Origin of the sequence: Polaribacter vadi (genome assembly GCF_018861005.1) — a bacterium.
Lineage (GTDB): Bacteria > Bacteroidota > Bacteroidia > Flavobacteriales > Flavobacteriaceae > Polaribacter > Polaribacter vadi_A.
In genome coordinates, this window is the sequence record NZ_JAHKQL010000004.1 from 343,815 (window position 1) to 367,952 (window position 24,138).

The 24,138-nt window shown below is 29.3% G+C and carries 23 protein-coding genes and 1 tRNA gene; 6 read left to right on the forward strand and 18 right to left on the reverse strand.

The features are described from left to right. Positions 1 to 83: 83 nt before the first annotated feature. Positions 84 to 3,323 carry a choice-of-anchor I family protein gene (locus tag KO506_RS04140; RefSeq protein ID WP_215993625.1) on the forward strand — a complete coding sequence of 1,080 codons (3,240 nt, stop codon included), beginning with the start codon at positions 84 to 86 and terminating at the stop codon, positions 3,321 to 3,323. A gap of 126 nt (positions 3,324 to 3,449) precedes the next feature. Here KO506_RS04140 and KO506_RS04145 read toward each other — a convergent pair whose 3' ends face one another. Then, positions 3,450 to 3,611 (reverse strand): DUF1328 family protein, encoded by a 162-nt coding sequence (locus KO506_RS04145; protein WP_215993626.1) that lies wholly within the window; start codon positions 3,609 to 3,611, stop codon positions 3,450 to 3,452. A gap of 254 nt (positions 3,612 to 3,865) precedes the next feature. Here KO506_RS04145 and KO506_RS04150 point away from each other — a divergent pair, with 254 nt between their 5' ends. Further along, a complete protein-coding gene (locus tag KO506_RS04150; RefSeq protein WP_215993627.1) occupies positions 3,866 to 4,894 on the forward strand; it encodes a helix-turn-helix domain-containing protein in 1,029 nt (342 codons plus the stop codon). A 66-nt stretch (positions 4,895 to 4,960) separates the two neighbouring features. Here KO506_RS04150 and KO506_RS04155 read toward each other — a convergent pair whose 3' ends face one another. From KO506_RS04155 to KO506_RS04195, 9 genes are all read right to left on the reverse strand, one after another. Continuing rightward, the gene (locus KO506_RS04155) at positions 4,961 to 5,161 is read right to left on the reverse strand and encodes a DUF6327 family protein (protein ID WP_068355968.1); all 201 of its coding nucleotides are present in this window, start codon (positions 5,159 to 5,161) and stop codon (positions 4,961 to 4,963) included. A gap of 7 nt (positions 5,162 to 5,168) precedes the next feature. Further along, entirely contained in the window at positions 5,169 to 5,528 is a 360-nt protein-coding gene (locus KO506_RS04160) for a hypothetical protein (protein WP_215993628.1), read from the reverse strand. Positions 5,529 to 5,532: 4 nt separating this feature from the next. Further along, positions 5,533 to 5,865, reverse strand: coding sequence for a YtxH domain-containing protein (locus tag KO506_RS04165; protein ID WP_068355973.1), 333 nt, complete (start codon positions 5,863 to 5,865; stop codon positions 5,533 to 5,535). A gap of 121 nt (positions 5,866 to 5,986) precedes the next feature. Then, positions 5,987 to 6,838 carry a biotin-dependent carboxyltransferase family protein gene (locus KO506_RS04170; protein WP_215993629.1) on the reverse strand — a complete coding sequence of 284 codons (852 nt, stop codon included), beginning with the start codon at positions 6,836 to 6,838 and terminating at the stop codon, positions 5,987 to 5,989. Further along, positions 6,831 to 7,562 carry a 5-oxoprolinase subunit PxpB gene (gene pxpB / locus KO506_RS04175; protein ID WP_215993630.1) on the reverse strand — a complete coding sequence of 244 codons (732 nt, stop codon included), beginning with the start codon at positions 7,560 to 7,562 and terminating at the stop codon, positions 6,831 to 6,833. Before pxpB ends, KO506_RS04170 begins: the two co-directional genes overlap by 8 nt. Beyond that, entirely contained in the window at positions 7,555 to 8,298 is a 744-nt protein-coding gene (gene pxpA / locus KO506_RS04180; RefSeq protein WP_252726778.1) for a 5-oxoprolinase subunit PxpA, read from the reverse strand. The genes pxpB and pxpA overlap by 8 nt, the downstream gene beginning before the upstream one ends. Then, entirely contained in the window at positions 8,288 to 9,514 is a 1,227-nt protein-coding gene (locus KO506_RS04185; RefSeq protein WP_215993631.1) for an Nramp family divalent metal transporter, read from the reverse strand. Before KO506_RS04185 ends, pxpA begins: the two co-directional genes overlap by 11 nt. 98 nt (positions 9,515 to 9,612) lie before the next feature. Next, on the reverse strand, positions 9,613 to 11,223 hold the full coding sequence (gene pckA / locus KO506_RS04190; protein WP_215993632.1) for a phosphoenolpyruvate carboxykinase (ATP): 1,611 nt from the start codon (positions 11,221 to 11,223) through the stop codon (positions 9,613 to 9,615). Positions 11,224 to 11,307: 84 nt separating this feature from the next. Then, positions 11,308 to 11,688, reverse strand: coding sequence for a DUF423 domain-containing protein (locus KO506_RS04195; RefSeq protein ID WP_215993633.1), 381 nt, complete (start codon positions 11,686 to 11,688; stop codon positions 11,308 to 11,310). Between the two features lie 71 nt (positions 11,689 to 11,759). On the opposite strand from KO506_RS04195, the gene KO506_RS04200 reads away from it, so the two are divergent. Continuing rightward, positions 11,760 to 13,127, forward strand: coding sequence for a saccharopine dehydrogenase family protein (locus tag KO506_RS04200; RefSeq protein ID WP_215993634.1), 1,368 nt, complete (start codon positions 11,760 to 11,762; stop codon positions 13,125 to 13,127). 90 nt (positions 13,128 to 13,217) lie between these two features. Further along, positions 13,218 to 13,649 (forward strand): hypothetical protein, encoded by a 432-nt coding sequence (locus KO506_RS04205; protein WP_215993635.1) that lies wholly within the window; start codon positions 13,218 to 13,220, stop codon positions 13,647 to 13,649. Position 13,650: 1 nt separating this feature from the next. Here KO506_RS04205 and KO506_RS04210 read toward each other — a convergent pair whose 3' ends face one another. Next, a complete protein-coding gene (locus KO506_RS04210; RefSeq protein WP_215993636.1) occupies positions 13,651 to 14,373 on the reverse strand; it encodes a tRNA1(Val) (adenine(37)-N6)-methyltransferase in 723 nt (240 codons plus the stop codon). An 88-nt stretch (positions 14,374 to 14,461) separates the two neighbouring features. Here KO506_RS04210 and KO506_RS04215 point away from each other — a divergent pair, with 88 nt between their 5' ends. Further along, complete coding sequence (locus KO506_RS04215) at positions 14,462 to 14,884, forward strand: hypothetical protein (protein WP_068356002.1); 423 nt, start codon at positions 14,462 to 14,464, stop codon at positions 14,882 to 14,884. Between the two features lie 116 nt (positions 14,885 to 15,000). On the opposite strand, the gene KO506_RS04220 is transcribed toward KO506_RS04215, so the two are convergent. The 5 genes from KO506_RS04220 to KO506_RS04240 are packed head-to-tail and all read right to left on the reverse strand — an operon-like array spanning position 15,001 to position 22,108. After that, positions 15,001 to 16,737 (reverse strand): alpha-amylase family glycosyl hydrolase, encoded by a 1,737-nt coding sequence (locus tag KO506_RS04220; RefSeq protein ID WP_215993637.1) that lies wholly within the window; start codon positions 16,735 to 16,737, stop codon positions 15,001 to 15,003. Positions 16,738 to 16,747: 10 nt separating this feature from the next. Then, on the reverse strand, positions 16,748 to 17,686 hold the full coding sequence (locus KO506_RS04225; protein WP_252726779.1) for a carbohydrate kinase family protein: 939 nt from the start codon (positions 17,684 to 17,686) through the stop codon (positions 16,748 to 16,750). 15 nt (positions 17,687 to 17,701) lie between these two features. Next, positions 17,702 to 19,003 (reverse strand): MFS transporter, encoded by a 1,302-nt coding sequence (locus KO506_RS04230; protein ID WP_215993638.1) that lies wholly within the window; start codon positions 19,001 to 19,003, stop codon positions 17,702 to 17,704. 2 nt (positions 19,004 to 19,005) lie between these two features. Continuing rightward, positions 19,006 to 19,452: a glutaredoxin family protein gene (locus KO506_RS04235; protein WP_215993639.1), complete on the reverse strand. Its 447-nt coding sequence runs from the start codon at positions 19,450 to 19,452 to the stop codon at positions 19,006 to 19,008. A gap of 31 nt (positions 19,453 to 19,483) precedes the next feature. Then, positions 19,484 to 22,108, reverse strand: coding sequence for a TonB-dependent siderophore receptor (locus KO506_RS04240; protein WP_215993640.1), 2,625 nt, complete (start codon positions 22,106 to 22,108; stop codon positions 19,484 to 19,486). A 184-nt stretch (positions 22,109 to 22,292) separates the two neighbouring features. On the opposite strand from KO506_RS04240, the gene KO506_RS04245 reads away from it, so the two are divergent. Next, the gene (locus KO506_RS04245; RefSeq protein ID WP_215993641.1) at positions 22,293 to 23,321 is read left to right on the forward strand and encodes a LacI family DNA-binding transcriptional regulator; all 1,029 of its coding nucleotides are present in this window, start codon (positions 22,293 to 22,295) and stop codon (positions 23,319 to 23,321) included. 114 nt (positions 23,322 to 23,435) lie between these two features. Here KO506_RS04245 and KO506_RS04250 read toward each other — a convergent pair. Together KO506_RS04250 and rimM are read right to left on the reverse strand one after the other, a co-directional pair. Then, a tRNA-Ser gene (locus KO506_RS04250) sits at positions 23,436 to 23,522 on the reverse strand. Between the two features lie 76 nt (positions 23,523 to 23,598). Continuing rightward, positions 23,599 to 24,123 carry a ribosome maturation factor RimM gene (rimM, locus tag KO506_RS04255; RefSeq protein ID WP_215993642.1) on the reverse strand — a complete coding sequence of 175 codons (525 nt, stop codon included), beginning with the start codon at positions 24,121 to 24,123 and terminating at the stop codon, positions 23,599 to 23,601. Positions 24,124 to 24,138 lie beyond the last annotated feature (15 nt).

Genomic DNA, 24,138 nt, shown 5'->3' on the forward strand with positions numbered 1-24,138 from the left:
TTGTTTTACATTATAGTAACCTAGAGTTAATAAAGTTCTTTTTATAAGGTAGTAATTTTAAGCTTCTAAAAAATTAAACCATAATGAAAAAAACTACTTTATTTATTGCTTTATTAACAAGCATTATCTCTTACTCTCAAATTAATCTTAAAATAACAGAAATCTTTGCTGGTCAAGAAGGAACTGACTTAACAGAAGATTGGTTTGAAATTCAAAATACAGGAACAACAGCTTGGGTATCTGGCATAGACCCAGATTTATATTATGATGATGACTCAGCAGATGCTGATAAAGCAGTTCTAATTAACGGAATTACAGACTTACAACCAGGTGAAAGAGCAATTGTTCTAATAACTGATAATACAGGCAATGAAATTGATACTTTCAGTTCAATTTGGACCCCTGTAATTAACTTGTCTAATATAGAAATTGGTTACACAGATGGTTCTGGTTTAGGTGCAGGTGGTGATGCTGTTACACTATGGATAGGAAACCCAAATAATAGTACATTTATACTTGCAGATTTTGGCACTTACCCAGACACAGCCGCTAATGATGGCCAATCTTACGATTTAGAATTAGCCGCTTTTAGTACTATAGGCAATACAAGTTACGCTTTTGAAACTTCTGCTTTAGGAGGTGATGCCAATAACGTACCTAACATTGCTTCTCCAGGAAATGTTGTTAGCCTTGTAAACTTAGTAATTACAGAAATTTTTCCAGGTCAAAAAGGCACAGATTTAACTGCAGACTGGTTCGAAATTCATAATACAGGAAACAAAGCTTGGGTTTCTGGTACAGATGATGATTTATATTATGATGACGATTCTGCAGATCCTACAAAAGCAGTTGTTATACAAGGTATCACAGATATTCAACCAGGAGAAAGAGCAATTGTTTTAGTTACAGATAATACTGGCAATGAAGTAAATACATTCAATACAGTTTGGTCTTCTGTAGTAGATTTAACAGGAATTAAAGTAGGGTATACAGATGGTTCTGGCTTAGGTGCTGGTGGAGATGCTGTTGCTCTTTGGATGGGAGATCCTTCTACAACATCTACAATAGCAATAGGTGTTTACCCAGATACAGCTGCCAATGATGGGCAATCTTACGATTTAGAACTAGCATCTTTTAGTACAATTAACAATACTAGTAATGCAATTGCTACACAAACTTTAGGTGGTGACAATAGTGATGTTCCTAATATAGCATCCCCAGGAAATATTTCACCTCCAATACAACCAATAATTGAATTTAATGCAAGTTATATTTCAGTTTCTGAAGCTGATGCTAATGTAAACCTCACCTTAAAAATTTCATCTGCTCCTGCAACAACAGCAACTGTAAATGTTTCTCTTTTACCTGTTGGTTCTGCAACAGAGGGTTCTAATTTTACATTTTCTACTTCGCAAACTGTAACTTTTTCTGCAGGTAACACAGATTCACAAACGCTTACAATTCCTATTCTAAACAATAATACAGATGATTCTGATTTATATTTTATGGTAAAATTAGAAAATCAAACAAATAGTATTATTGGTAGTGCTGATACATTTTCTGTCTATATTTTAGATGATGATACTAATGTACCTACAAGTGATGACTCTATTTTAAACGCAAATTATTTAGATAGTTATATAGTTGATGCATCAGGAACTGCAGAAATTACTGCTTATGATGCAGTTTCACAACGCTTATTTGTTACCAACTCAAATAGTATAGAAATTTTAGACTTTTCAAATCCAAGTGATATAAAACCTATTTCAACAATAACATTACCAGCAAACACTTCTGGCGTGCAAAGTGTAGCTGTTTATAATGGACTTTTAGCTGCTGCAATTGCTGCAAACCCAGCAACAGATAATGGTATAGTTTTATTTTCTGATATTGATGGTAGTAACCAAATATCTGTAACTGTTGGTTCTTTACCAGACATGTTAACTTTTACACCTGATGGCACAAAATTACTTGTAGCAAACGAAGGACAACCAAATGATGATTACTCTTTTGATCCTGAAGGAAGCATTTCTATCATTGATGTTACTGGTGGTTTAAATGGCATTACACAAACAAATGTAAATACGCTAGATTTTAAAGCTTTTAATAACCAAGAAGCTGCCTTAAAAACTGCAGGAGTTAGAATTTTTGGACCAGGATCTACAGTAGCTGAAGATTTAGAACCAGAATATATAACTGTTTCTGATGATAATTTAATGGCATATGTTTCTTTACAAGAAAACAATGCATACGCAGTAATTGATTTATCAACAAATACAATTACCAAAATTTTGCCTTTAGGTTTAAAAGACCATAGTTTAGCAAAAAATTCTTTAGATACAAGTGATGAAACTGACTTTATCTTTAATGCTTCTTGGCCAATTTACGGAATGTATATGCCAGATGCTATTTCTTATTTTAATATAAATGGAACATCATACATAGCAACTGCAAACGAAGGTGATGCAAGAGAGTATGGAGGATTAGTAGAAGAACGTAAATTAAACGATTCTGATTACACTTTAGATCCTGCAGTTTTTGGTGATGCAGATATTTTAGCTTTATCTACAAATCTTGGAGATATTAATGTTACTAATGCTTCTGGTAATACAGATGGTGATGCTGAGTTCGAAGAAATTCACGTATTTGGCGGTCGTTCTTTTAGTATTTTTGAGGCAAATACTGGTAATATTGTTTACGATAGTGGAAACGATTTTGAAGTAATTACAGCTGCAGACAATACTTATGGTAGTATTTTTAATGCAAGTAACACCAACAATAGCTTTAAAAATAGAAGTGATAACAAAGGCCCAGAACCAGAAGGTATTTTGGTAAAAGAAATTGAAGGTTCTTATTATGCTTTTATTTTATTAGAAAGAATTGGTGGAATAATGATTTACGATGTAACCAACCCAACATCGCCTAAATTTTTACAATATCTAAATAGCAGAGAAACCACAACTGATGGTGGTGATTTAGGCCCAGAAGGTATTGTTTTTGTTGATAAAAACGAAAGCCCTAATGGAACAGCTTTAATAATAGTTTCTAACGAAGTTAGTGGAACTTTGAGTATATATTCTTTAGACAACGTTTTAAATACAGGAGATTATATTGCAGGTAATAAAACTTTTAGCATGTTTCCAAACCCTACAGATGGTTATGTAAGTTTTAGTAAAGAAGACGATTACAAAATTTATGATTTATCTGGTAGATTGGTAAAAGTATCTAAAAACACAAAATCTATAGAAGTTAATAATTTAACATCTGGTATATATGTAGTAACAAATACTAAAGGTTTTAGTCAGAAACTTTTAGTAAAATAACACTACTTCTTTAAAATAATTAAAGCACTTTTTATATGAATTTAATATTCACATAAAAAGTGCTTTTGTTTTATAGCTTTACTATTATTTGGATAATTGATAACTATATATAAATAAGCTTGTAATTTATCTTACTGTTCTACCTCTAATTAATGATATAACAAATAATACTAAAAATACAAAGAATAAAATTTTTGCGATTCCTGCTGCAGCTCCTGCAATTCCTCCAAAACCTAAAACTCCTGCAATTAAAGCGATTACTACAAATGTGATTGTCCAACGTAACATAATATATATTTTTTTAAGTGAGCATTTAATTCATTTATAGATGCTAAATGCTTTACATCCTAAAAGTGTTTTATTACTTTTCTTACACTTCAAAGATACTTTGACAACAGACCTGTTGTTAGTGCATGCCATTTAGTTTTTAACTCATATCAAATAAATTATGATTTTATTTAAGAATTTAGAACTAATTTTAAACTACTTTTACTAAAATTAACTGATGCTATTCATTAGCAATTATTTATATAGCCATTACTATGTTACATATTGAAATTATTGCTGATAGTCCTAAGGACTTTTTAGAACAACTACAAGAAGCAATTGGAGGTGAAGTTACAGAACGTTGGAGCGAATTTGTACTGAGAATAAATAATGAAAACGCTATTGGTAGCATAAGATTTATTCCTTTTGATTGGGGGGTAAATTTCATAGATTTTGATATAAAATTTCATAAAGAGATTTTTATGCACACAAAAGCGCATGACGAGTTTAATCCTATTCGTTTTATTTATCCTTCTTTAGGCAGTATAAAACATAAATTTGGCATTCATAATAACATTAAAGAAGTTAGTCAATTTCAATCTTTAATTTATACAAATAAAGATGGTGGTTATAATGATATTATCTTTCCAAAAAACGAACAATTAAAAATTAATGTAATTCAGATTGTTCGTAAACATTTCTTAAAAAAGAGAACTACAAACGTTTCTACTTTAAATCAAAAATTATATGAAGTTTTTGTAGATACAGATCATGATAACAGATTTTCGAGCTATGGTACTTTAGATCTTAAAATGGCAGAATTAATAAAAAAACTGCACAATATTAAGGCAAAAGGAATGTTAAGAATTTTAAAAATTGAAGCAAAAATTTATGAAATTCTTTCTATGCACATCCAACAACACAACAGACTTTTAGCTGGTGAATCTATACCTGAATCTATAAGTAAAAGTGATTTAAAATTGGTGCGTAAAATTGGAAACGATATTTTAAAAAATCCTTCAAAACCATATACTTTAAATCAGCTTTCTTTTAAATCTGGTTTAACTCAAGCAAAATTACAAGAAGGGTTTAAGTTTTTATATAACAGAACTGTTACAGAATATATAAGACACGTTCGTTTAGAATCTGCAAGAGATATGCTAAAAAATAGCGATTTAAATATCTCTCAAATTGTGTATAGTATTGGTTTTAGTAGTAGAAGTTATTTTTCTAAAATATTTAAAGAAAAATATAACATTACACCAAATCAATTTAAAAAGAAGTTAAAAGTAGTTTTACTATAAAAGCCTTGGTATTATAAAATACCAAGGCTTAAAATCAACTAACCACTATTAAAAAAAATTAACTACTTATTTTAATATTTTCTTTATCATAAGCAAAACACCATATTTACTTAACATTTTAAATAATGAATTAATCCAATTCATTGGTTCTAAAATACCTTCGAAATTGTGTTTTACAATTTTTAGTTCTTCTTTAGCAATTTCTCTTTCAAGTTCTAACTTTTTAAGATCTTTTTCTATTTCAATAAAAGAAGTATATGTTTTCATAATGGTACTATTTTTCTGATTCAAAAAATTGATTAGACATTTCGCTAATAATTTTTTTATCAATAATTCTTTTTCTCAGCAGGTAAATTAAAAATCCTAAGAAGGCTAAAAAAAGTCCTACAATTAAGTGTCCTAAAGCAATATTACCTAAATAATTACCTAGGGCAATTGCACCTGCCACAGACACAAAAATTAATCCTATACTAAGTAAACTACCAATTAAAAGAAGTTTAGTAAATGCACTTAAAGAATAGGTTAGAATCTGAAAAGTTTTCAGTTTTCCGTATTCAAAAGAAGCATTTACATAATCTTTACCTGCATCTACTCCTTCTTCAGAATTACTTTTAAAAGCTTCAAAAATATTCATATTCTTAGGCTGTCTTTTGTAATTTTTTGTTTTTAGCTTTTAACTCTTTTAATTTTTGTTCTAAAGTTGTAATTACATCTTCTGTTTTATGACTTACATTAGAGACTACATTTTCTATTTGCGTATCTAAACTTTCTTTTTGTACTTCTAAAGTACTTGCTGCTCTTTCTTTTAAATCTACTGCTGTATCAGCAATTATATCTTTTACATGTACAGCTTCATCAGCAATTTTTTTTCTAGTTTTTGTTCCTTTATCTGGCGCAAATAATATTCCTAATGTTGCTCCAATTGCTGTTCCTGCTAATATTCCGATTAATGTGTTACTACTATTACTCATCTTATAATTTTTTAATGGTTAAACTTAATTTCTTTGCATTATTACTAAGTATGTAATAAATACACTACAAAAGTATAGGATAAGTGAAGTTGAACTTAACTCAAATAAATTGAATATTAACTCAGATACTAATTAATGAAAATTGAAAAACAGCACTCGTAGTTTTTTGTGCTAATTGATTAACCGCTTTTTCAGTAAGCTGTAAAACTCTTGGGTAACCACCTGTTACTTGGCAATCTCTCATTAAAACAATTAATTTACCAGAAGGTGTTAATTGCACAGTGCCAGGCAAAACTGCAGAAGTTAAAATTTGCGACAAACTATTTTCTATAGCTTCATTTAATTTATATCCCATTCTACTGTTATCTTTAGAAATAGTAAAAGTGGTGTTGAAGATTTCTTTTTGTTGATGGTTATTTAGCAAATCAAATTCAGGACCTTTATAACATTCGATTACCTTAGTCATAAAGTGATTTCTATTTATTTTGATGGATGCTTTTGATGTTTCAATTCCATTATCTACCTCTTTATAAGGAATGGAATCTCCTTTTCTAAGTAAAAAATCTTTGGTAATATTTGGATAAAAACTTCTACTATTTAATTTCTCTTCTGATAAAAACCCATCTTTAACAGCCAAATAACAACGAATTCCATAGTTTATTTTACTAAAGGATAAAATATCATTTGGATGAATTAAAATTCTTTTATTTAGAGAAATTGCTACGTTATTAATCGTAGGTGAAAAATCGCCACCAGAAATACAGATTGTAGTGGATTTAGTAAATTCCAATTTACAAGCACCTAATGTAATTTCTATTACTGCACAATTAACAGAATTATTTAAAATACTATTTGCTAAATCTGCAGAATAACTATCCATTGAACCAGAAATTGGTACACCAACTGAAGCAAAACCAACTCTACCTTTATCTTGAATAGTAGTAAAAAAACCTGATTTTAAAACCTTAAGCATTGTGTAAAGTTTTAATAAGTTGATATTTCTTTACTTGTATTTCTTTTTCTAGTTGATAAAATTCATCCAAAGAAATGGATTTGAATTTGATAAAATCGCCAGCTTTTGCAAAACAAGGATTTTCTTTTTCTACATCAAAAAAATTAACAGGAGTTTTACCAATAATATTCCAACCACCAGCAGACTTATTTGGGTAAACCCCAGTTTGCTTACCTCCTATTCCTACAGCTCCTTTTGGCACATTTAATCTCGGATTTGGTTTTCTATCAAAATAAATTTTTGAATCTAAACCACCTAAATATAAGAAACCAGGTAAAAAACCAATAAAATAAATTTTATATAAAGCAGATGAATGCATTTGAATAATTTCATCAATTGCTAAATTTGATTTTTGAGAAATTTCTTCTAAATCAATTCCGAAAGTAACATCATAACAAACAGGAATTACCCATTGAAAATTGTTTTGTTTTTTTTTTTTTAAAGTTGATGCATAAATTAATTTTAATTGATGAACCTCATCATTAAAATTCGAAACAAAGTGTTCATAAACGATGGTCAAAGAATTATAACCTTGAATAATATCGACAATTTCAGTATTATTTGTTGATGTAATTTTTTGTTTAAAAAGTAAAATATCTTCTAATATTTTATCATCAATAATAGATTGCCATTCAATTAGAATTGCTTTTACACCAAAAGGTTTATATGTAATATTTTTAATCAATTTTAAACCCTTCTTTTTGAATTTCTTGATGAATAAATTTTACGATTTCAATAGCATTTTCAGTATCTCCATGCACACAAAAAGTATTTGATTTTATTGGTATTTCTAAGCCAGAAATTGTTTTTACTTTCTGATGTTTTATCATCTGTAAAACATGATTCACAACCGCTCTTTTATCAACTAATAAAGCATTTTTCTGTTTTCTAGGAACCAAAGTTAAATCGTTATTATAATTTCTATCAGCAAATGCTTCATACATAATCTTGATGTTATTTTTCAAAGCAACTTTCTCTATTACAGAATTATATGGCACATATAAATAAGTTTCTTTTAAATATGGTTTTATAACATCAATAAAGAAAATAGCCAATTTTTCATCTACAGCAATTGCATTATACAAAGCTCCATGTGGTTTTATGTGATGTAATTTTGCATCAAACAAAGACAATCTTTCTAAAAATAAATTCATTTGATTTTGAATACTCTTCTTTAAGTCTTCATCAGAAATTTGCATTAACACTCTGCCAAAATTTTCTTTATCAGGAAAGGAAGGATGTGCACCAATTTTCACCTTATTTTCTTTCGCTAATTTTATAGTTTTATCAATGGTTTTAACATCACCAAAATGGCCTCCACAAGCAATGTTACAGGATGAAATATAAGGCATTAGTAAATGCTCATTTACTACACCTTCTCCAACATCGCAATTAATATCAATAATCATTTTAGAATACATTAAACACTTTTAGAATACCTTTTACACCAAGAAAAACAGCAATTAATAAAATTATAAATCCAAAAATATTCTGAGTTTTAGAATTTACAAAACCACCTAAAACATTCTTTTTATTCATAATCCATAATAAAATTCCGGCTATAATTGGCAATAACATACCATTTGCAACTTGCGCAAATTTTATAATTTCTATAGGTTTAATGCCAATTGAAGAAAACAAAACACCTAAAAACAGTACAACAATCCAAACAAATCGAAATGATTTAGATTGTAAACCACCTTTTAAACCCAAACATCCTTTTGCTACATAAGCTGCTGCTAAAGGTGCTGTAATTGCAGAAGTTATACCAGCAGCAAATAAGCCTAAAGCCAGAAAGTATTTGGCAAATTCGCCATATAAAGGCGCTAAACCTTCTGCTAAATCTGCAGCATTTAAAATATCTTTAGATGGTATTGAAGCTGCAGAAATAATGATTGCCATAGAAACCATTCCTCCTAAAATTATAGAAACTATTGTATCTTTTTTCGCGAATTTTAAATCCTCTTTTTTGTTCCATCTTTCTTTAACTAAAGAAGCATGTAAAAACAAATTGTAAGGCACAACAGTTGTACCAATTAAACCAATTATTGTTAATAAACTTTTCTCTGGAAACTTAGGAATAAACAATCCTCTTAAAATTTCTAATACATTGGGTTTGGTTACAATTGCTGTAATTACAAAAGAAAAACTCATTAATAAAACTAAAGCCACCAAAGCTTTTTCAAGAAATTTATAATTACCAATATATAAAAGCACAAAGGCAATTACACCAATTATTAAACTCATTAAATTAATGGTTAACTCACCAAAAATGAGTTTAAACTCGCCAAAAACAGTTTCTAAACCTAAAATTCCTCCACTAATATTTCCTGCTTCATAAGAAGCATTACCAATAACAATAGCAGCTAAAATTAAAATGGTAACAAAGTATTTTAAAAACGGAATTTTAATTTCTTCACGAATAACTTCTGATAATCCTTTTTGAGAAATGATACCCAATCTTGCAGCCATTTCTTGCAAAACAATGGTTGCAATAATAGACAATAACATTGCCCATAGTAAATTAAAGCCAAAACTTACACCAGCCAAAGTGCAAAGTGTTACTGTTCCTGGACCAATAAAAGCAGCAGCTACTAAAGTACCTGGTCCAATATTTTGAAACCATTTTTTAATCATTCAAAAATAATTTTTTAGTTCTTTGACTAAAGATACTTTTTTAAATAGAAAAACACCTCAAAAGAGGTGTTTTTTGTCTAAACAAACATTACTAAAAATTAATGCGCATATCTTTGAGGTCCTCCTCTGCGAATTTCTTCATTAGCAAAATCTTCAAATTGTTTAAAATTATTTCTAAATGCATTCGATAATTTAAACGCAGTTTCATAATAAGCTTCATCATTATTCCAAGTTGCTCTTGGACTCAATAATTCTGTTGGCACACCAGGACAAGATCTTGGTTGTGCAACACCAAATACAGAATGAATGTGGTAATCTTCGTATCTATAATCACCTAAATCTCCATTTAAAACAGCAGTAATCATGGCTCTTGTGTATTTTAATGGCATTCTTCTACCTACACCATATTTACCTCCAGACCAACCTGTGTTTATCAACCAAACATTTACACCTGCATCTGTCATTTTTTTGCTTAACATTTCTGCATATCTTGTTGGGTGTAAAGGCATAAAAGGCGCTCCAAAACATGCTGAAAAACTTGGCACTGGTTCAGTTACACCTGCTTCTGTACCTGCAACTTTTGCTGTATAACCAGAAATAAAATGATAGGCAGCTTGTGCAGGAGTCAATTTTGAAATTGGAGGCAAAACACCAAAAGCATCTGCAGTTAAAAAGAAAATATTCTTCGGATTTTCGCCAATAGAAGGCTCTTTTATATTATCTATATGATAAATAGGATAACTAACTCTAGTATTTTGAGTAATAGAAGTGTCTGAAAAATCGACAACTCCATTATCATCCATTACAACATTTTCTAAAATGGCTCCTTTTTTAATTGCTGCAAAAATTTCTGGTTCTTGTTCTTGAGATAAGTTAATCACTTTTGCATAACAACCACCTTCAAAATTAAAAACGGTGTTTTCGGCTGTCCAACCATGTTCATCATCACCAATTAAACTTCTGTTTGGATCTGTAGATAACGTTGTTTTTCCTGTACCAGATAAACCAAAGAAAATAGCAGTATCTCCAGCTGCACCAACATTTGCAGAACAATGCATAGGCAAAGTGTTTTTATACATTGGTAAAATGAAATTTAAAGCAGAAAAAATTCCTTTTTTAATTTCGCCTGTATAACCTGTACCACCAATTAAAGCAATTTTTTTTGTGAAATTTAAAATTGCAAAATTGTGCTGTCGAGTTCCATCAACCTCAGCATCAGACATAAAACCTGGTGCATTAATTACGGTCCATTCTGGAGTAAAGTTTTCTAACTCTTCTTCTGTTGGTCGTAAAAACATATTGTAAGCAAACATATTACTCCAAGGATGTTCGTTTACAACTCTTATATTTAATTTGTAATTTTCATCTGCACAAGCATAACTATCTCTTACAAAAACTTCTTTTTCAGATAAATAATCTACAACTTTGTTATATAATTTATCGAATTTATCTTGTTCAAAGGGTAAATTTATCTTGCTCCACCAAACTTCATTTTCTGTAATTGCATCTTTTACAATAAAACGATCCATAGGAGAACGACCTGTAAATTCACCCGTATTTATAGCAATTGCGCCTAAAGATGATTCTACTCCTAAATCTTTTTCTAAAATTTCTTTGTGTAATTCGCTAGAAGTTAATTGATAACGAATTGTTGCATTTTTAATTCCTAGACTATTTAACGAAATCGATTTCGTATTTGTATCTACCATATCAATATTTTTTGGTTTTTATAAGTAACAAAACTAATGAATATTTTAAAACAACCCATTTATTATATAACTTTTACGAATTATTTAATTCTTCCTATTTTTTATTAAGAATATTATAATCATTGAAATCCAAGCGATTATAAAGAATAATCCTCCTAAAGGAGTTATAAACCAAATTGATTTAGCTGTAATTTTTGTTAATTGAATTAAATAAATAGAGCCTGAGAAAAAAAGAATTCCTAAGAAAAAAAAGTAACTAATTGTATTTTTTTGTTTGATAGAAAACCCAACATACATATTTACAAATAACAAAACAATTGTATGATACATTTGATAACGAACTGCAGTTTCGAAACTTTGTAACTCAGCAACAGTTAAAGTTTCTTTTAAAGCATGAGCACCAAAAGCACCTAAAATAACTGCTGATAAACCTAAAAAACAAGTAATTACTAAGTTTTTAAACATTTTTTAATGATTTTGTTAATTTTTAAACAATTATATTATCTTCGTTTAAAACAAAAATACAGCTTTCTTTTATGAAAAATATACTAATAATTGGCGCAGGAAAATCGAGCTCAGCTTTAATTAAATATTTATTAGATAAATCTGATGAAGAAAGCTTAAGATTAACTATTGGAGATATATCCACAGAAAATGTGCTAAAATTAATCAACAATCATAAAAATGCTAAGGCAATTATCTTGGATGTTTTTGATACGCATCAAAGAGAAAAAGAAATCGAAAAAGCAGATCTTGTAATTTCGATGTTACCTGCAAGATTTCATTTAGAAGTTGCCAAAGATTGTATCAAACTTAAAAAACATATGGTTACAGCTTCTTATGTATCCGAAGAAATGAAAGCACTAGATAATGCCGCCAAAGAAAATGGTTTGGTTTTTATGAATGAAATTGGTTTAGACCCAGGAATAGATCACATGAGTGCTATGCAAGTTATAGATAGAATTAGAGAAAGTGGTGCTAAAATGTTGTTGTTTGAGTCTTTTTGTGGTGGTTTGGTTACCCCTGAAAGTGATTCAAATTTATGGAATTATAAGTTTACCTGGAATCCTAGAAATGTAGTTTTGGCTGGCCAAGGAGGAGCTGCCATGTTTATACAAGAAGGTACTTATAAATACATTCCATATCATAAATTGTTTCGAAGAACAGAATTTTTAAAAATTGATAACGAAAAATTTGAAGCTTATGCCAATAGAGATTCTTTAAAATATAGAAGTGTTTATGGTTTAGATGATATACCAACTATGTACAGAGGAACCATTAGACGAGTTGGTTTTTCTAGGGCTTGGAACATTTTTGTTCAGTTGGGTATGACTGATGATTCTTATACCATAGAAGATTCTGAGTATATGAGTTATCGTGATTTTACAAACTTATTTTTAGCTTATTCTCCTTCAGATTCTGTAGAATTAAAATTACGTTCTTATTTAAAAATTGATCAAGATGATATTATGTGGGAAAAATTAGTTGAACTTGATCTTTTTAATCCGAAGAAAAAAATAGCACTTAAAAACGCTACACCTGCTCAAATTTTACAGAAAATCTTAGAAGATTCTTGGACTTTACAAGAAAACGATAAAGATATGATTGTAATGCAGCACCTTTTTGGTTATGAAATTCATGGTAAAAAACTCCAAATTGAAAGCAGTTTGGTTGTTGAAGGCGAAAATCAGACCTATACAGCCATGTCAAAAACTGTGGGATTACCTGTTGCAATTGCGGCTTTAAAAATTTTAAAAGGAGAAATAAAAACTCCTGGAGTTCAAATACCCATAACCAAAGAAGTTTATAAGCCTATTTTAAAGGAACTCGAAAATTATGGTATTAAATTTAAAGAAAGAAATGTAGAATATTTGGGTTATAATCCTAATCATGTAATGGGTTAAAAAATCAACAATAAAGTTTTTAAAATAAAAATCAAACTTTTTTATTTTACTGGTGTCTAATTAAAAACAACAAACTTTATTAGACAACTTATGAAATTTCTAAAACACTTAACTACAATAGTTTTAATAACATTATATACTTCTTGCACCACAAATACAACCATTGAAGAAATAGATGATGAAATAGAAGTTACAGCAAAAACTATAGAAATAGTACTAACCACTTCTCAATTAGAATTCGATGAAATAATGGTATCTTATTATGATTTTGATTTGTCTGAATGGGTTTATGGGCCAATGCAATTTACTTATGATGATGAAGGTAACCCAGAACCTATAGTTATTACATTAAATGATTACACATATAACACAATTGAAGGTGAAGCTTACAGAAAAAATAATTTAGAATTTTCTTTAAAAGTTCAAGTTTATATTGATGAAGTTTTGCACTTTGAAACCGAAAGTATTGGTACAGAGTTAGAATGGGCACATGTAGATTTTAATTATACAATTGATGAATAATTTACATTTTAAGATAAAAATCTTTGGTTAAATTAATATACTCTTTGGTGTATTGATGACGTTCGGTTTCTATAATTAAAAGTTCTTTATTTAGTGCGGTTTCAATAAAAGAAAACTCTAACAAACTTCTTTTTATTTCTGATGCAGGATTGCCTTGAACTTGACAAATTCTATTTAGAAACAAACCTTTAATATTGGCTAGTTTAATAAAATTCACTTCCTCTTTATAAGGTATTATTGTTGTAAACTTTCCGTTTTTAGATAAGATTTTTATAACTCCAGATAGTAAATCTTCAAAAGATAGCGAACTTGTAAATCTTGCTTTATTCCTTGCTTTATCTTGGGTTTCAAAATCATCTGTATAAAAAGGCGGATTCGAAATAATTAAATCATAAGTTTCTTCTTCATCAGCAATTTCATCAGCAAATTCTTGAAAAGTGGCATTATAACAATACAAACGATCTCCCCAATCAGATTGCTCAAAATTTTCTACAGATTGTTCGTATGCATTTTCTTCTATTTCTACAGCATCTATAGTCATTGCATCAGAACGTTGTGCCAACATTAACGCAACAACACCAGTGCCAGAACCAATATCTAGAATTGAATCTGGGTAAAAATTTACAGTGCACCAAGCACCTAACAAAACACCATCTGTGCCAATTTTCATAGCTGTTTTATCTTGATTTACTGAAAATTCTTTAAATTTAAAAATTGAATTCATTCTGCAAAATTAACAATATTTATTTCTAATAATTCTTATTTTTACACTGTTTGCAGTATTTTTGTACATTACCCTAAAATCATTTAATATGAAGAGATTATTTCTTTTACTACTTGTTGTTTATAGTTGTACTACTGGCACTATACAAACAGAAGAAGAAACTACAGAAGTTTTAGATAAAACAGTTAGAATAGAAGTAAATACATTGCAAGAAAATGACGCAGTACAGATTAATTATTATGACTATATTGAAGACAAACATATTTTAAATGAATATCTGTTTAATTATGATTCATCTGGCAACGCAATACCTGTAGTTATTACTTTAGATGATTACGATTTTAGATTTATTCAAGGAAATATTTATAGAAAAAACTCTATTCCTACACAACTTTCATTAAAAATTTATGTTGATGATGAATTGATTATTGATGAAAGCAAAACTGGTGATGGATCTGAGTGGATAAATATTGAATTTAACTACGATATTTTAAAGGAAGAAAATATATAAACAAGTAATAACTTCAATTATAAAAAAGTAGAATTTTAAATAAAGATTTAAAATTCTACTTTTTTTTTGGAGGAAAAATCCACAAAACTTTCTTACATTTTATTCATTTAATGCAATTAAAAAACTAATTTATGATTTACACCTTTATCTAAATAAGAAATACTAAAATTATAATTTTTTAAGTTTGCTTCTAAATATACCCAAGAATCTTTCTTTTGCCATTCTATACTTAAAATATCAGAAGATTTATTTAAAATATTAATATCTCCAGAAAATGCTTTTAATGTATTTCTTAATCGCATTATTTTAAGTTGATTTATTACAATATCAGATTTTAACCCGTTTTTTATATCATTATTTGTAAGCGTAGTTCTATTTATTTCTTTATGACCTCCTGAACCTCCTTTGTCGGCAGCTGCATAGTTATTTTTACCAGCAAAAATGTCTAAATACCAAACCTGTGGAATACCAGGCATAAACATTTGTATGGCTCTTGCCAATAATAATTTTTGTTCATTTTCGCCTAAAGCGCTAAAAAAAGTTGCGTTAATTTGATAGTAAGAAATTTTTTTACCTGATGGGTCATAAAGGTTTTTAACTCTTCCTCCACGATCCATAATGGTATTCATTATGGTTTCTATTTCTTCATTTTCTAAAAGACCTTTATTGTAAATGCCATTTACTTCTTTTCCTTTTAAATCTAAAACCGGAATACCATCGTGGCAACCTAACATATTCACGGTTTTATAATCTTTTTCTATGATTTCATAAATCCAACGTAAAAGTGCGTTATTATTACCCGTTTCTAAAGTATGAATCATTAAACCAGGTAGAAAAAAATCATAGATTTGATAATTTTCTTCAGCAACTTCATTATGCAAGTTTAACCCATATTCTGCGTGGATTTCTGGTAGTAGAATTAAATCGTTTTTCTTTGCAATTTCATTAATTCGATCTAAATAATTCCAAGTGCCAGGTTTGTTAAAAAAATTGGTTTGCCCAATTTCTTTGTGCAAGTATGCAAAAGCATCTAAACGTAATATTTTACATCCAAAACTTTTTACTTTGGCCAGTGTTTCGTCGTAAAATTCCCAAACCAATTCAGATTTTGCATTCACATCCATTTGACCTAAATAGGTTGCTTTTCTATTTACAATTGATAAAATTTCTTCTTTATATTCGTTACAATCTTCGAAATCTAACGAATTTAAGTCTAAATTATTAGTAATAGCTAAATTGATTTTGTTACAAATCAATTCAGCATTGTGAGAAATTTGGGGGGAAATTTCACTAATATCTTTACTAGAAATTTCGTTGTATTGTATATTTTGATAAAAAGTATTCCAATACGGTTTTTCAGATCCGTCAGGAAAAGGAACTTTTAAAATTGGAAGTCCAGATTTTCTCATAAACAACTTATCTAAAAACTCTTTATTTGGAATTACAATATCATTTTCATTTTTAGTTCCATTGCCTTCCCAAAAAGTATTCCAGTTGATGAAAAAATCTTTGTATTTAGACTTTTCTCCGTTTTTTAATAAATCTTTAAATTGAGGAGAAGCTACTGATAAATGATTTAAAACAATATCAAATTTCAGCATAATGTTCAATTCTTCTAATGCTTTTAAATCTTCTTTAGAAACTAGATCTTTATTTAAATTGTAATCTATAATAGAAAATCCTCTATCTAAATCACTATTAAAAAAAGTGGGCAACACATAAAATAAAGAAAATACATCTTTAAATTCTGGCATTTTAAGCATTGCAATTGTATCACTTAAATTACTGCCAATACTATCTGGGTATGCATTTAGCATTACTCCATTAGAAATTATTTTACTTTCTTTTTTCATAATTTAGTTACTATAAAAGTTTAGATAAAATATTGATATTTTCTGGCAGTCTTCCTACATTTTGAAGTTTTAACGCTGCTAATTTTAAAGCTACTTGTAAACAATCTTGAATTGGTTTTTCTTTAATATAAGCGAATAAAAAACCTGACCAAAAAGCATCTCCTGCTCCAGTTGTATCCATTACTTTTTCAACTTTTATGGCAGGTAATTGAATAATTTTTTTATTTTTTTCTGATAATTTTACACCATTTTCTCCTAAAGTTAAACAAACTGTTTCTACGCCAAGATTATGAAAAAACTCAAAAATTTCTTGATGAGCTAATTCCTTTTCAAATAAACGCAACATATCATCTTCGCTAATTTTTATTAACGGATTAAAACTGCAGTAGGTTTTTATCACTTTTAGTGCTTCTTCTTGACTTTTCCACAACTTTTTAGCGTAATTTAAATCGATACTTAATTTACAACCTAAATTAAATGCTTCTTCTGCTTTCTTTAAAATAGTAGCCTGTGCTGGGCCTTTACTTAAGGCGAAACAAGTGGTATGAAAAATTTTAGTATTCGTTAAAGTATCTGTAGCAATCTGATCTTCTGTTATATAAGAATCAGCTTGGCGAAAAGGAATAAAATCAGGAGTTCCTTTAGATTTAGATACAAAAATTACACTTGTAGCTTTATCATCTAGTTTTTTTATATATTCTGTATTTACATTAACTTCATTCAGTCGTTTTAAAATATACTCTCCAAAACCATCATTACCAACTGAAGAAATCATTATAGATTTTAAACCTAATCTAGCAGTATTCATAGCCACATTTGTAGGTGAGCCTCCTAAATATCTATGGTAATCTCTAGTATTATTTATTAATACATCAGATTGATGACCAATAAAATCGATTAAGACTTCACCAATACATAATATATCTATTTCTTTATTATCTTTTTTCAAAATATTGTTTTGTTGTTATTGTTTTACTTGATTTTTACTTTTGATAAAAAGTGTAAAAATTGCGCTTAAGACTAATAAAACTCCAGCAAAAGTGATTGCATTTCTGGGGTCATTGCCTAAAAAGTTTTTTAAGATGTAACCAAAGGAAACCGTTTGTATAATCATAGGTATTACAATCATCATATTAATAATGCCCATATAAACGCCATATCGTTCTTTTGGAATATCTGAAACTACCATTAAATAAGGTATTCCCATCATACTTGCCCAACCAATCCCGAAACCAGTTATAGCAAAAAATAATAAGTTTTTGTTTTCTATATGTGGAAATGCTAAAAAACCAATTGCTGCGATTATTAAACAAAATGCGTGTACTTTTTTAGGACTGTATTTTTTTGCAAAACCTACTAACGCAAAGGCAACTAAAAAGGTAACTACATTGTACCATCCATTTACTAAACCTGTCCAACTTACGGCTTCACTATATAATTCTTTGTTATCTGGAGTTGCTTTCCAAACGGATAATGCAACGCTTTTAGAGGAGTTTTGCCAATAGCAAAATAAGGCATACCATTGAAACAAGTAAACCAATGCTAATTGCCACATTACTTTTGGCATATCTTTTATTGCTGAAAAGATTTCGATTAAAGGTTCTAAAACACTTCTTTTTTCTTTCAGTTTTATTAGTTCTTCTTTTGTAGGAGGTATTTCTTTTGTTTTTTTAATACTCCATAAAATTGTGGCTATTGAACAAACTGCGCCTAAAAAGAAAGATGCATATACCCAAGTTGGTAAAGAGCCTGTTGTGCCAATAAAAATTAATGGAAATATAAATAATGATAAATTTGCGAGTACTTGACCTAAACCTGTAAAAAAGCTTTGCATCTGAAAACCTAAAGGCTGTTGCTTTTCTTCTAAATTATCTGCAATTAAAGCTCTGTAAGGCTCCATAGCTGTATTGTTACCAACATCTAAAATCCATAATAAACCAGCAGCCATCCATAGAGAACTACTAAAAGGAAAAGCAAACAGTGTTAAACTGCAAAGAATTGCCCCAATTAAGAAATAAGGTTTACGACGTCCAAATTTAGGACTCCAAGTTTTATCACTTAATGCTCCGATAATAGGTTGTACTAATAAACCTGTTACTGGACCAGCAAGATGTAGAATCGGAATTTGGTCTGGACTAGCTCCTAAAAAATCATAAATAGGTGTAACTGCACTTTGCTGAAGTCCGAAGCTATATTGAATTCCGAAAAATCCAACATTCATATTTAATATTTGCCAAAAGCTTAAAGTAGGTTTTTTAATTTTCATAACTATTCGATTTTTTTGTGCAGTAGTTTTAGAAATTCCTTAAAATTACCGGTATTTAAAAAAACATCTCCTTTATTATCTATTACGGGAAGACTTAAAGTATACACAGGTATATTAGCTTTTTTTAATTTAACTAACATTTCTTGTTCTTTTGCTTTATTTATATCAATATCATAATACGTAAACTCTATATTTTTTTCTTTTAAAAAAGTTTTAGTATCTATACAATAGTGACAACTATCACTACCATATACTATTATTTTTTCTGTTTTAGAACTTTTGTTTATCTCGCCTTTTTCTTGGCAATTGATTTGAAGTGTTGATAATAAAAGAACAACAATCATTAATTTTTTCATAATCAAATTTATTTTAGAAATTAGTTGTAATGAGACGAAATTTTTAACTTTTAAAAATAGAGCCAATGTATTTGCATTGGCTCCATTTTTCATTCATATTAATAAACAATAAAAAACTTTTGTCTTAAAAACTGTATTGAAGCGTCATTGTTGTAGAACGACCAGAAATTGTTCTAGCTGCTGCTAATCCAGAGGCTATATTTCCATTTCCTTCAACTTCTGTAACACCTATTGTGTCAAATAAGTTATTTGCATTTACACTTAAAGATAAACCTTTAGTTAAACTCACTTTTGCTACTGCATTTACGTATGCATAACCTGGCATTACTAAATCGTTATCATCTTGAGCAAAAGACTCTGAAGTACCTAATATTGTGATTCCTAAAAGGTGTTGTTTTGCAGCTCCAAAAGAATAGGTTGGAGCTATATTATATACAAAATCTGCTTGCCTTCTTGGTTTGTTACCTTCATTTGCACCGCCATCAATTTCGGCTTTCGTATACGTAACAGAACCATTCAAACTAAAATCACCAAATCTATATGCTGATTCAACTTCTAAACCTAAAGCTTTAAAAGGGTTTCCTACTGTTCTGTTTAATTCGTTACTAATTCCTTCATCGGTATTACTTAAGAAACCTGTTACGTTTAAAACACCATTATCTAATCTCTTTTTTAAACCAACTTCAAATTGAGAAATTTCATCAAATTGCACATCTCCTAAACCATCTGATCCATAAGTATTTCTATCTGCAGCTCTACCAGAAGCACCTTTACTATATCTACCAAAAACGGCTGCACCATCATTTATTTTATAATTTAAACCTGCTGAATAAGAAACAAAATTATAGTCGTCGCTTATTGCTTGTCCTGGATTACCGGCTATTGTTGGTATTGTAGATTCGAAAGGACTAATTACACCATCGCTATTGTAATCGAAACCGATTAAATCTCCATTTGCATCTAAATTACTTAGTTGTCCAGAATTTATGGTTCCGTTTACATTTACATTTTCAAAACGAACACTACCATCAAAGTTTAACTTTTCAGAAATTTCAGCATCTACCCCTACATAAGGCGAGTTTACGTTGTGTACTGTATTATATTTCCTTTGACAACAGTTACCCCAAACTGGCTGACCATAAGAATAGGCACCTCCTTGAGAAAAATCTTCGAAAACACCTAATCTTGCTTGTCCATCTCCTGCAACTTCAGAAATTGCAGAACTCCATTGCCAACCTATTTTAGTGTTTTGTGTAGCAGAGAACATACCAACAGTTACACCAATATTATCATTTATTGCTTTTGTAACTTTTACATCGCTAAAAAAGTTGCTTAAATCTTCGATAGTTACATCAAAATATCTTAAATCTTGTGCCAAGCCGTTTGCAGGATTAAAAGCTGTACCATCTTGATAAGTTAAAGCACCTGTTGCACCAGAAGCACCTCTTACTAAAGCTTCTATATCTGCAACTGTACCAACATTTGCCGTAAATGGAGCATTCCATTGTCCTGAATTATTAGAATATCTTGCTTTTCCGTTTACTTTCCAATCATCACCTAAATCAAAAGAAAATTCTGCACCAATAGATTTACTAACAGGGTTATTACCACTTCTCATATCATTTTGAGTAGCATTTCCATCATACACACTATACGTATTTTGAATATTTACAGAATGAGGGGAATCACTAGTAATATCAAATCCAGGAAGATTTCCAAAAGTAGGGTCAGAATTTGTTCCTGTTAAACTCACTGGCATTGGCATATACATTACAGATTTATCGTTTAAAAATTTAAAATAAGTACGTACGTAACCATTTTTAAACTCTTTAGTAATATTTGCTTTTATTTGCCCACCTTTATTACCTTGGTAACCTATATCTCTTGGTCCTTCCCCAGTTCTCATAAAACCACCAATATGATAATATAATCCTTCACCTATTGGCGTTCCATATTCGAAATCTAACCTTGTTGATTGAAAATCTAAACCATAAGTTGCACCTATTGTACCACCTTCAATTTTACCTGTTTTGCTAATCATATTAATAATACCTGCAGGACCATTAGATGTTTGTGTAGAAGCAGAACCTCCTCTAATAGCTTCTACTCTTCCAATATTAGAATCTATTCTTAAAAAATTATCTGCATTACCAAAAGAAGTATCTCCAAATAACATAATTGGAAGTCCATCTTCTTGTAATTGTAAATACCTAGATCCACCAGAAGAAACTGGCACACCACGTACATTAAAGTTTGCATTACCTTCACCTCCAGAAGATTCTGCTCTAATACCAGGAATGCTTCTAAATAGTTCTCCTGCAGATCTTGGTGAAGCCTGTTCCATTTGCTTTACACCAACTGTAGAAACAGATATACTAGATTCTATTTTAGATTTAGGATTTACAACTCCAGTAACGATAATTTCATCTAGAGATTGTGCATTTTCTTTAATTATTATATCTAACTTTAAATTACCATTTATTGTTATTTCTTTTTTAAAACTATCATAACCAATATATGAGGCTATAATTGTGTAAGTACCATTGGTAACATTTTGAATTTCGTAGTTACCATCAAAATCAGTAATAGCTCCCTTAGCGTTTTCCTTTAATATAATGCTTGCTCCAGGAATAAGATTTCCACTTTGATCTTTTACATTACCAGAAATTGTTGACTGAGCAACAAAAGCTGTTGTTGACAGTAAAATCATCATCAACATTGTAAATTTAATTTTTATTTGTTTTTTCATCTTTAATGTGAATTTAATAAAATTATAATTAGTTTCTTAGCAAAAATATAGTTTGAATCAAATATTTTATGAATAAAATAAATCGAAAACGTTTTCGATTTTCCGAAAAGGTTTTCGAAAAAGTTAATTTACTATATTTGCAAGGTAATAAAGCATACAATTAAATCAATATTAAAGTATTATTATGGTTACGCTCAAACAAATAGCAGAAGAATTAGGTATTTCTATTACTACAGTGTCTAAAGCTTTAAAAGAATACCCAGATGTAAGTAAGAAAACAAGAAAACTAGTTAGAGAAACTGCCTCTTTATTAAATTATAAACCAAATTCTTTTGCCGTAAATCTAAGAACAAAGGAGTCTAAAACAATTGGCTTAATTATCCCTGTAATTGTGCACCACTTTTTTTCTAGTGTTATTAAAGGAATAATTTCTCAAGCAGAAAAAAAAGGATACTTAGTAATTATTCTTCAATCTGATGAATCTTACGAGTTAGAAAAAAAGCAAGTAGATTTATTATTAAGTAAAAGAGTTGATGGTATTTTAATTTCATTAGCAAATGGCACAGGAGATTATAAACATTTAACAGATATAATTGAGCAAGAAACACCACTGGTAATGTTTGATAAAATTGCTAAAATTGTAAAATGTTCTAAAGTAATTATTGATGATAGAAAAGCCGCATATACCGCAACTCAACATTTAATTGATATTGGCTGTAAACGAATTGCTCATTTTAGGGGAGCTTTATTACCTCAAAATTCTATTGACAGATTTCTGGGTTATAAAAAAGCATTACTAGATAATAACATAAAGTATGACCCTTCTTTAGTTTACGTTAATGAATGTGGAGATATGAGTTTTGAAGAAGGAAAGGAAAATGCAAGACAATTATTAAAAGACCATAAAGATGTAGATGGTATTTTTATTAACACAGATTTAGTTGCCATTGGAGCAATGACAGAGTTTGTAAAATTAGGTGTTAAAGTACCTGAAGAAATAAGTATTGTTGGTTTTAGTAATTGGTTTATGTCTTCTGTAATATCTCCTTCATTAACAACTATTAATCAACCTGGATTTGATATGGGTAAAAATGCATTCAAATTATTATATAAAGAAATTAAAGCAAAAAAACAGAATAAACTATTTGCTCATAAAGAAGTGGTTTTAGAAACAGATTTAATTATAAGAGAATCTACTAAAACCTTAAATTAAATTTTAAAACAAAATAGCTTAAAAATCATCATTATAGCAACAAATTTCTAATAAATTAGGAAGACAGCAATTTATTATGGTTCTGTAATTATATTTTTTTTCATTATAAATTTGCAGAGAGGAAGGGATTCGAACCCTCGATACAGTTACCCATATACTACCTTTCCAGGGTAGCTCTTTCGACCACTCAGACACCTCTCTAATTTTTGTAATAACTGTAGAAGTTTTCTCTTTTTGTAAACTGTAGCAACATCATCTTAAAAAAGACAAGTTGTATTTATAAATACAATTCGATTAATCCTTCTGGAGTTTCAACTTGTATTTGTTTGTTTTCTCTATCCACTTTTTTGATAAAATCATCAATCATTGGAATAAAGATTTCTTTACCATCTCTATCAATTTCAAAAAGTGGTTGTGCTGCTTTATCATTGATATGAACAATATTTCCAACTTCGCCAAAATTAACATCAACAACCTTAAAACCAATCACTTCGTGAAAGTAAAATTTATCTCCAGATAATTTTGGTAATAAGTCTAAAGGTAAATAAACTCCGCATTTTAAAATTGAATCTGCCTCTTCTTCAGAATACACATCTTCGAATTGAACACGTAATTGATTGCCTTTATGTAAAGAACTTTTATCAATAAAAAATGGAACCAGATTTGTGCCAAATTCGACATAAACTGATTCCATATTTTTATACAACTCAGGTTCGTCTGTATCTAATTTGATAACAACCTCACCTTTAAAACTATATTTAGTTACGATTTTGCCTAAATAAAAACATTCTTCTTTACGCATTATCGTATCACTTTA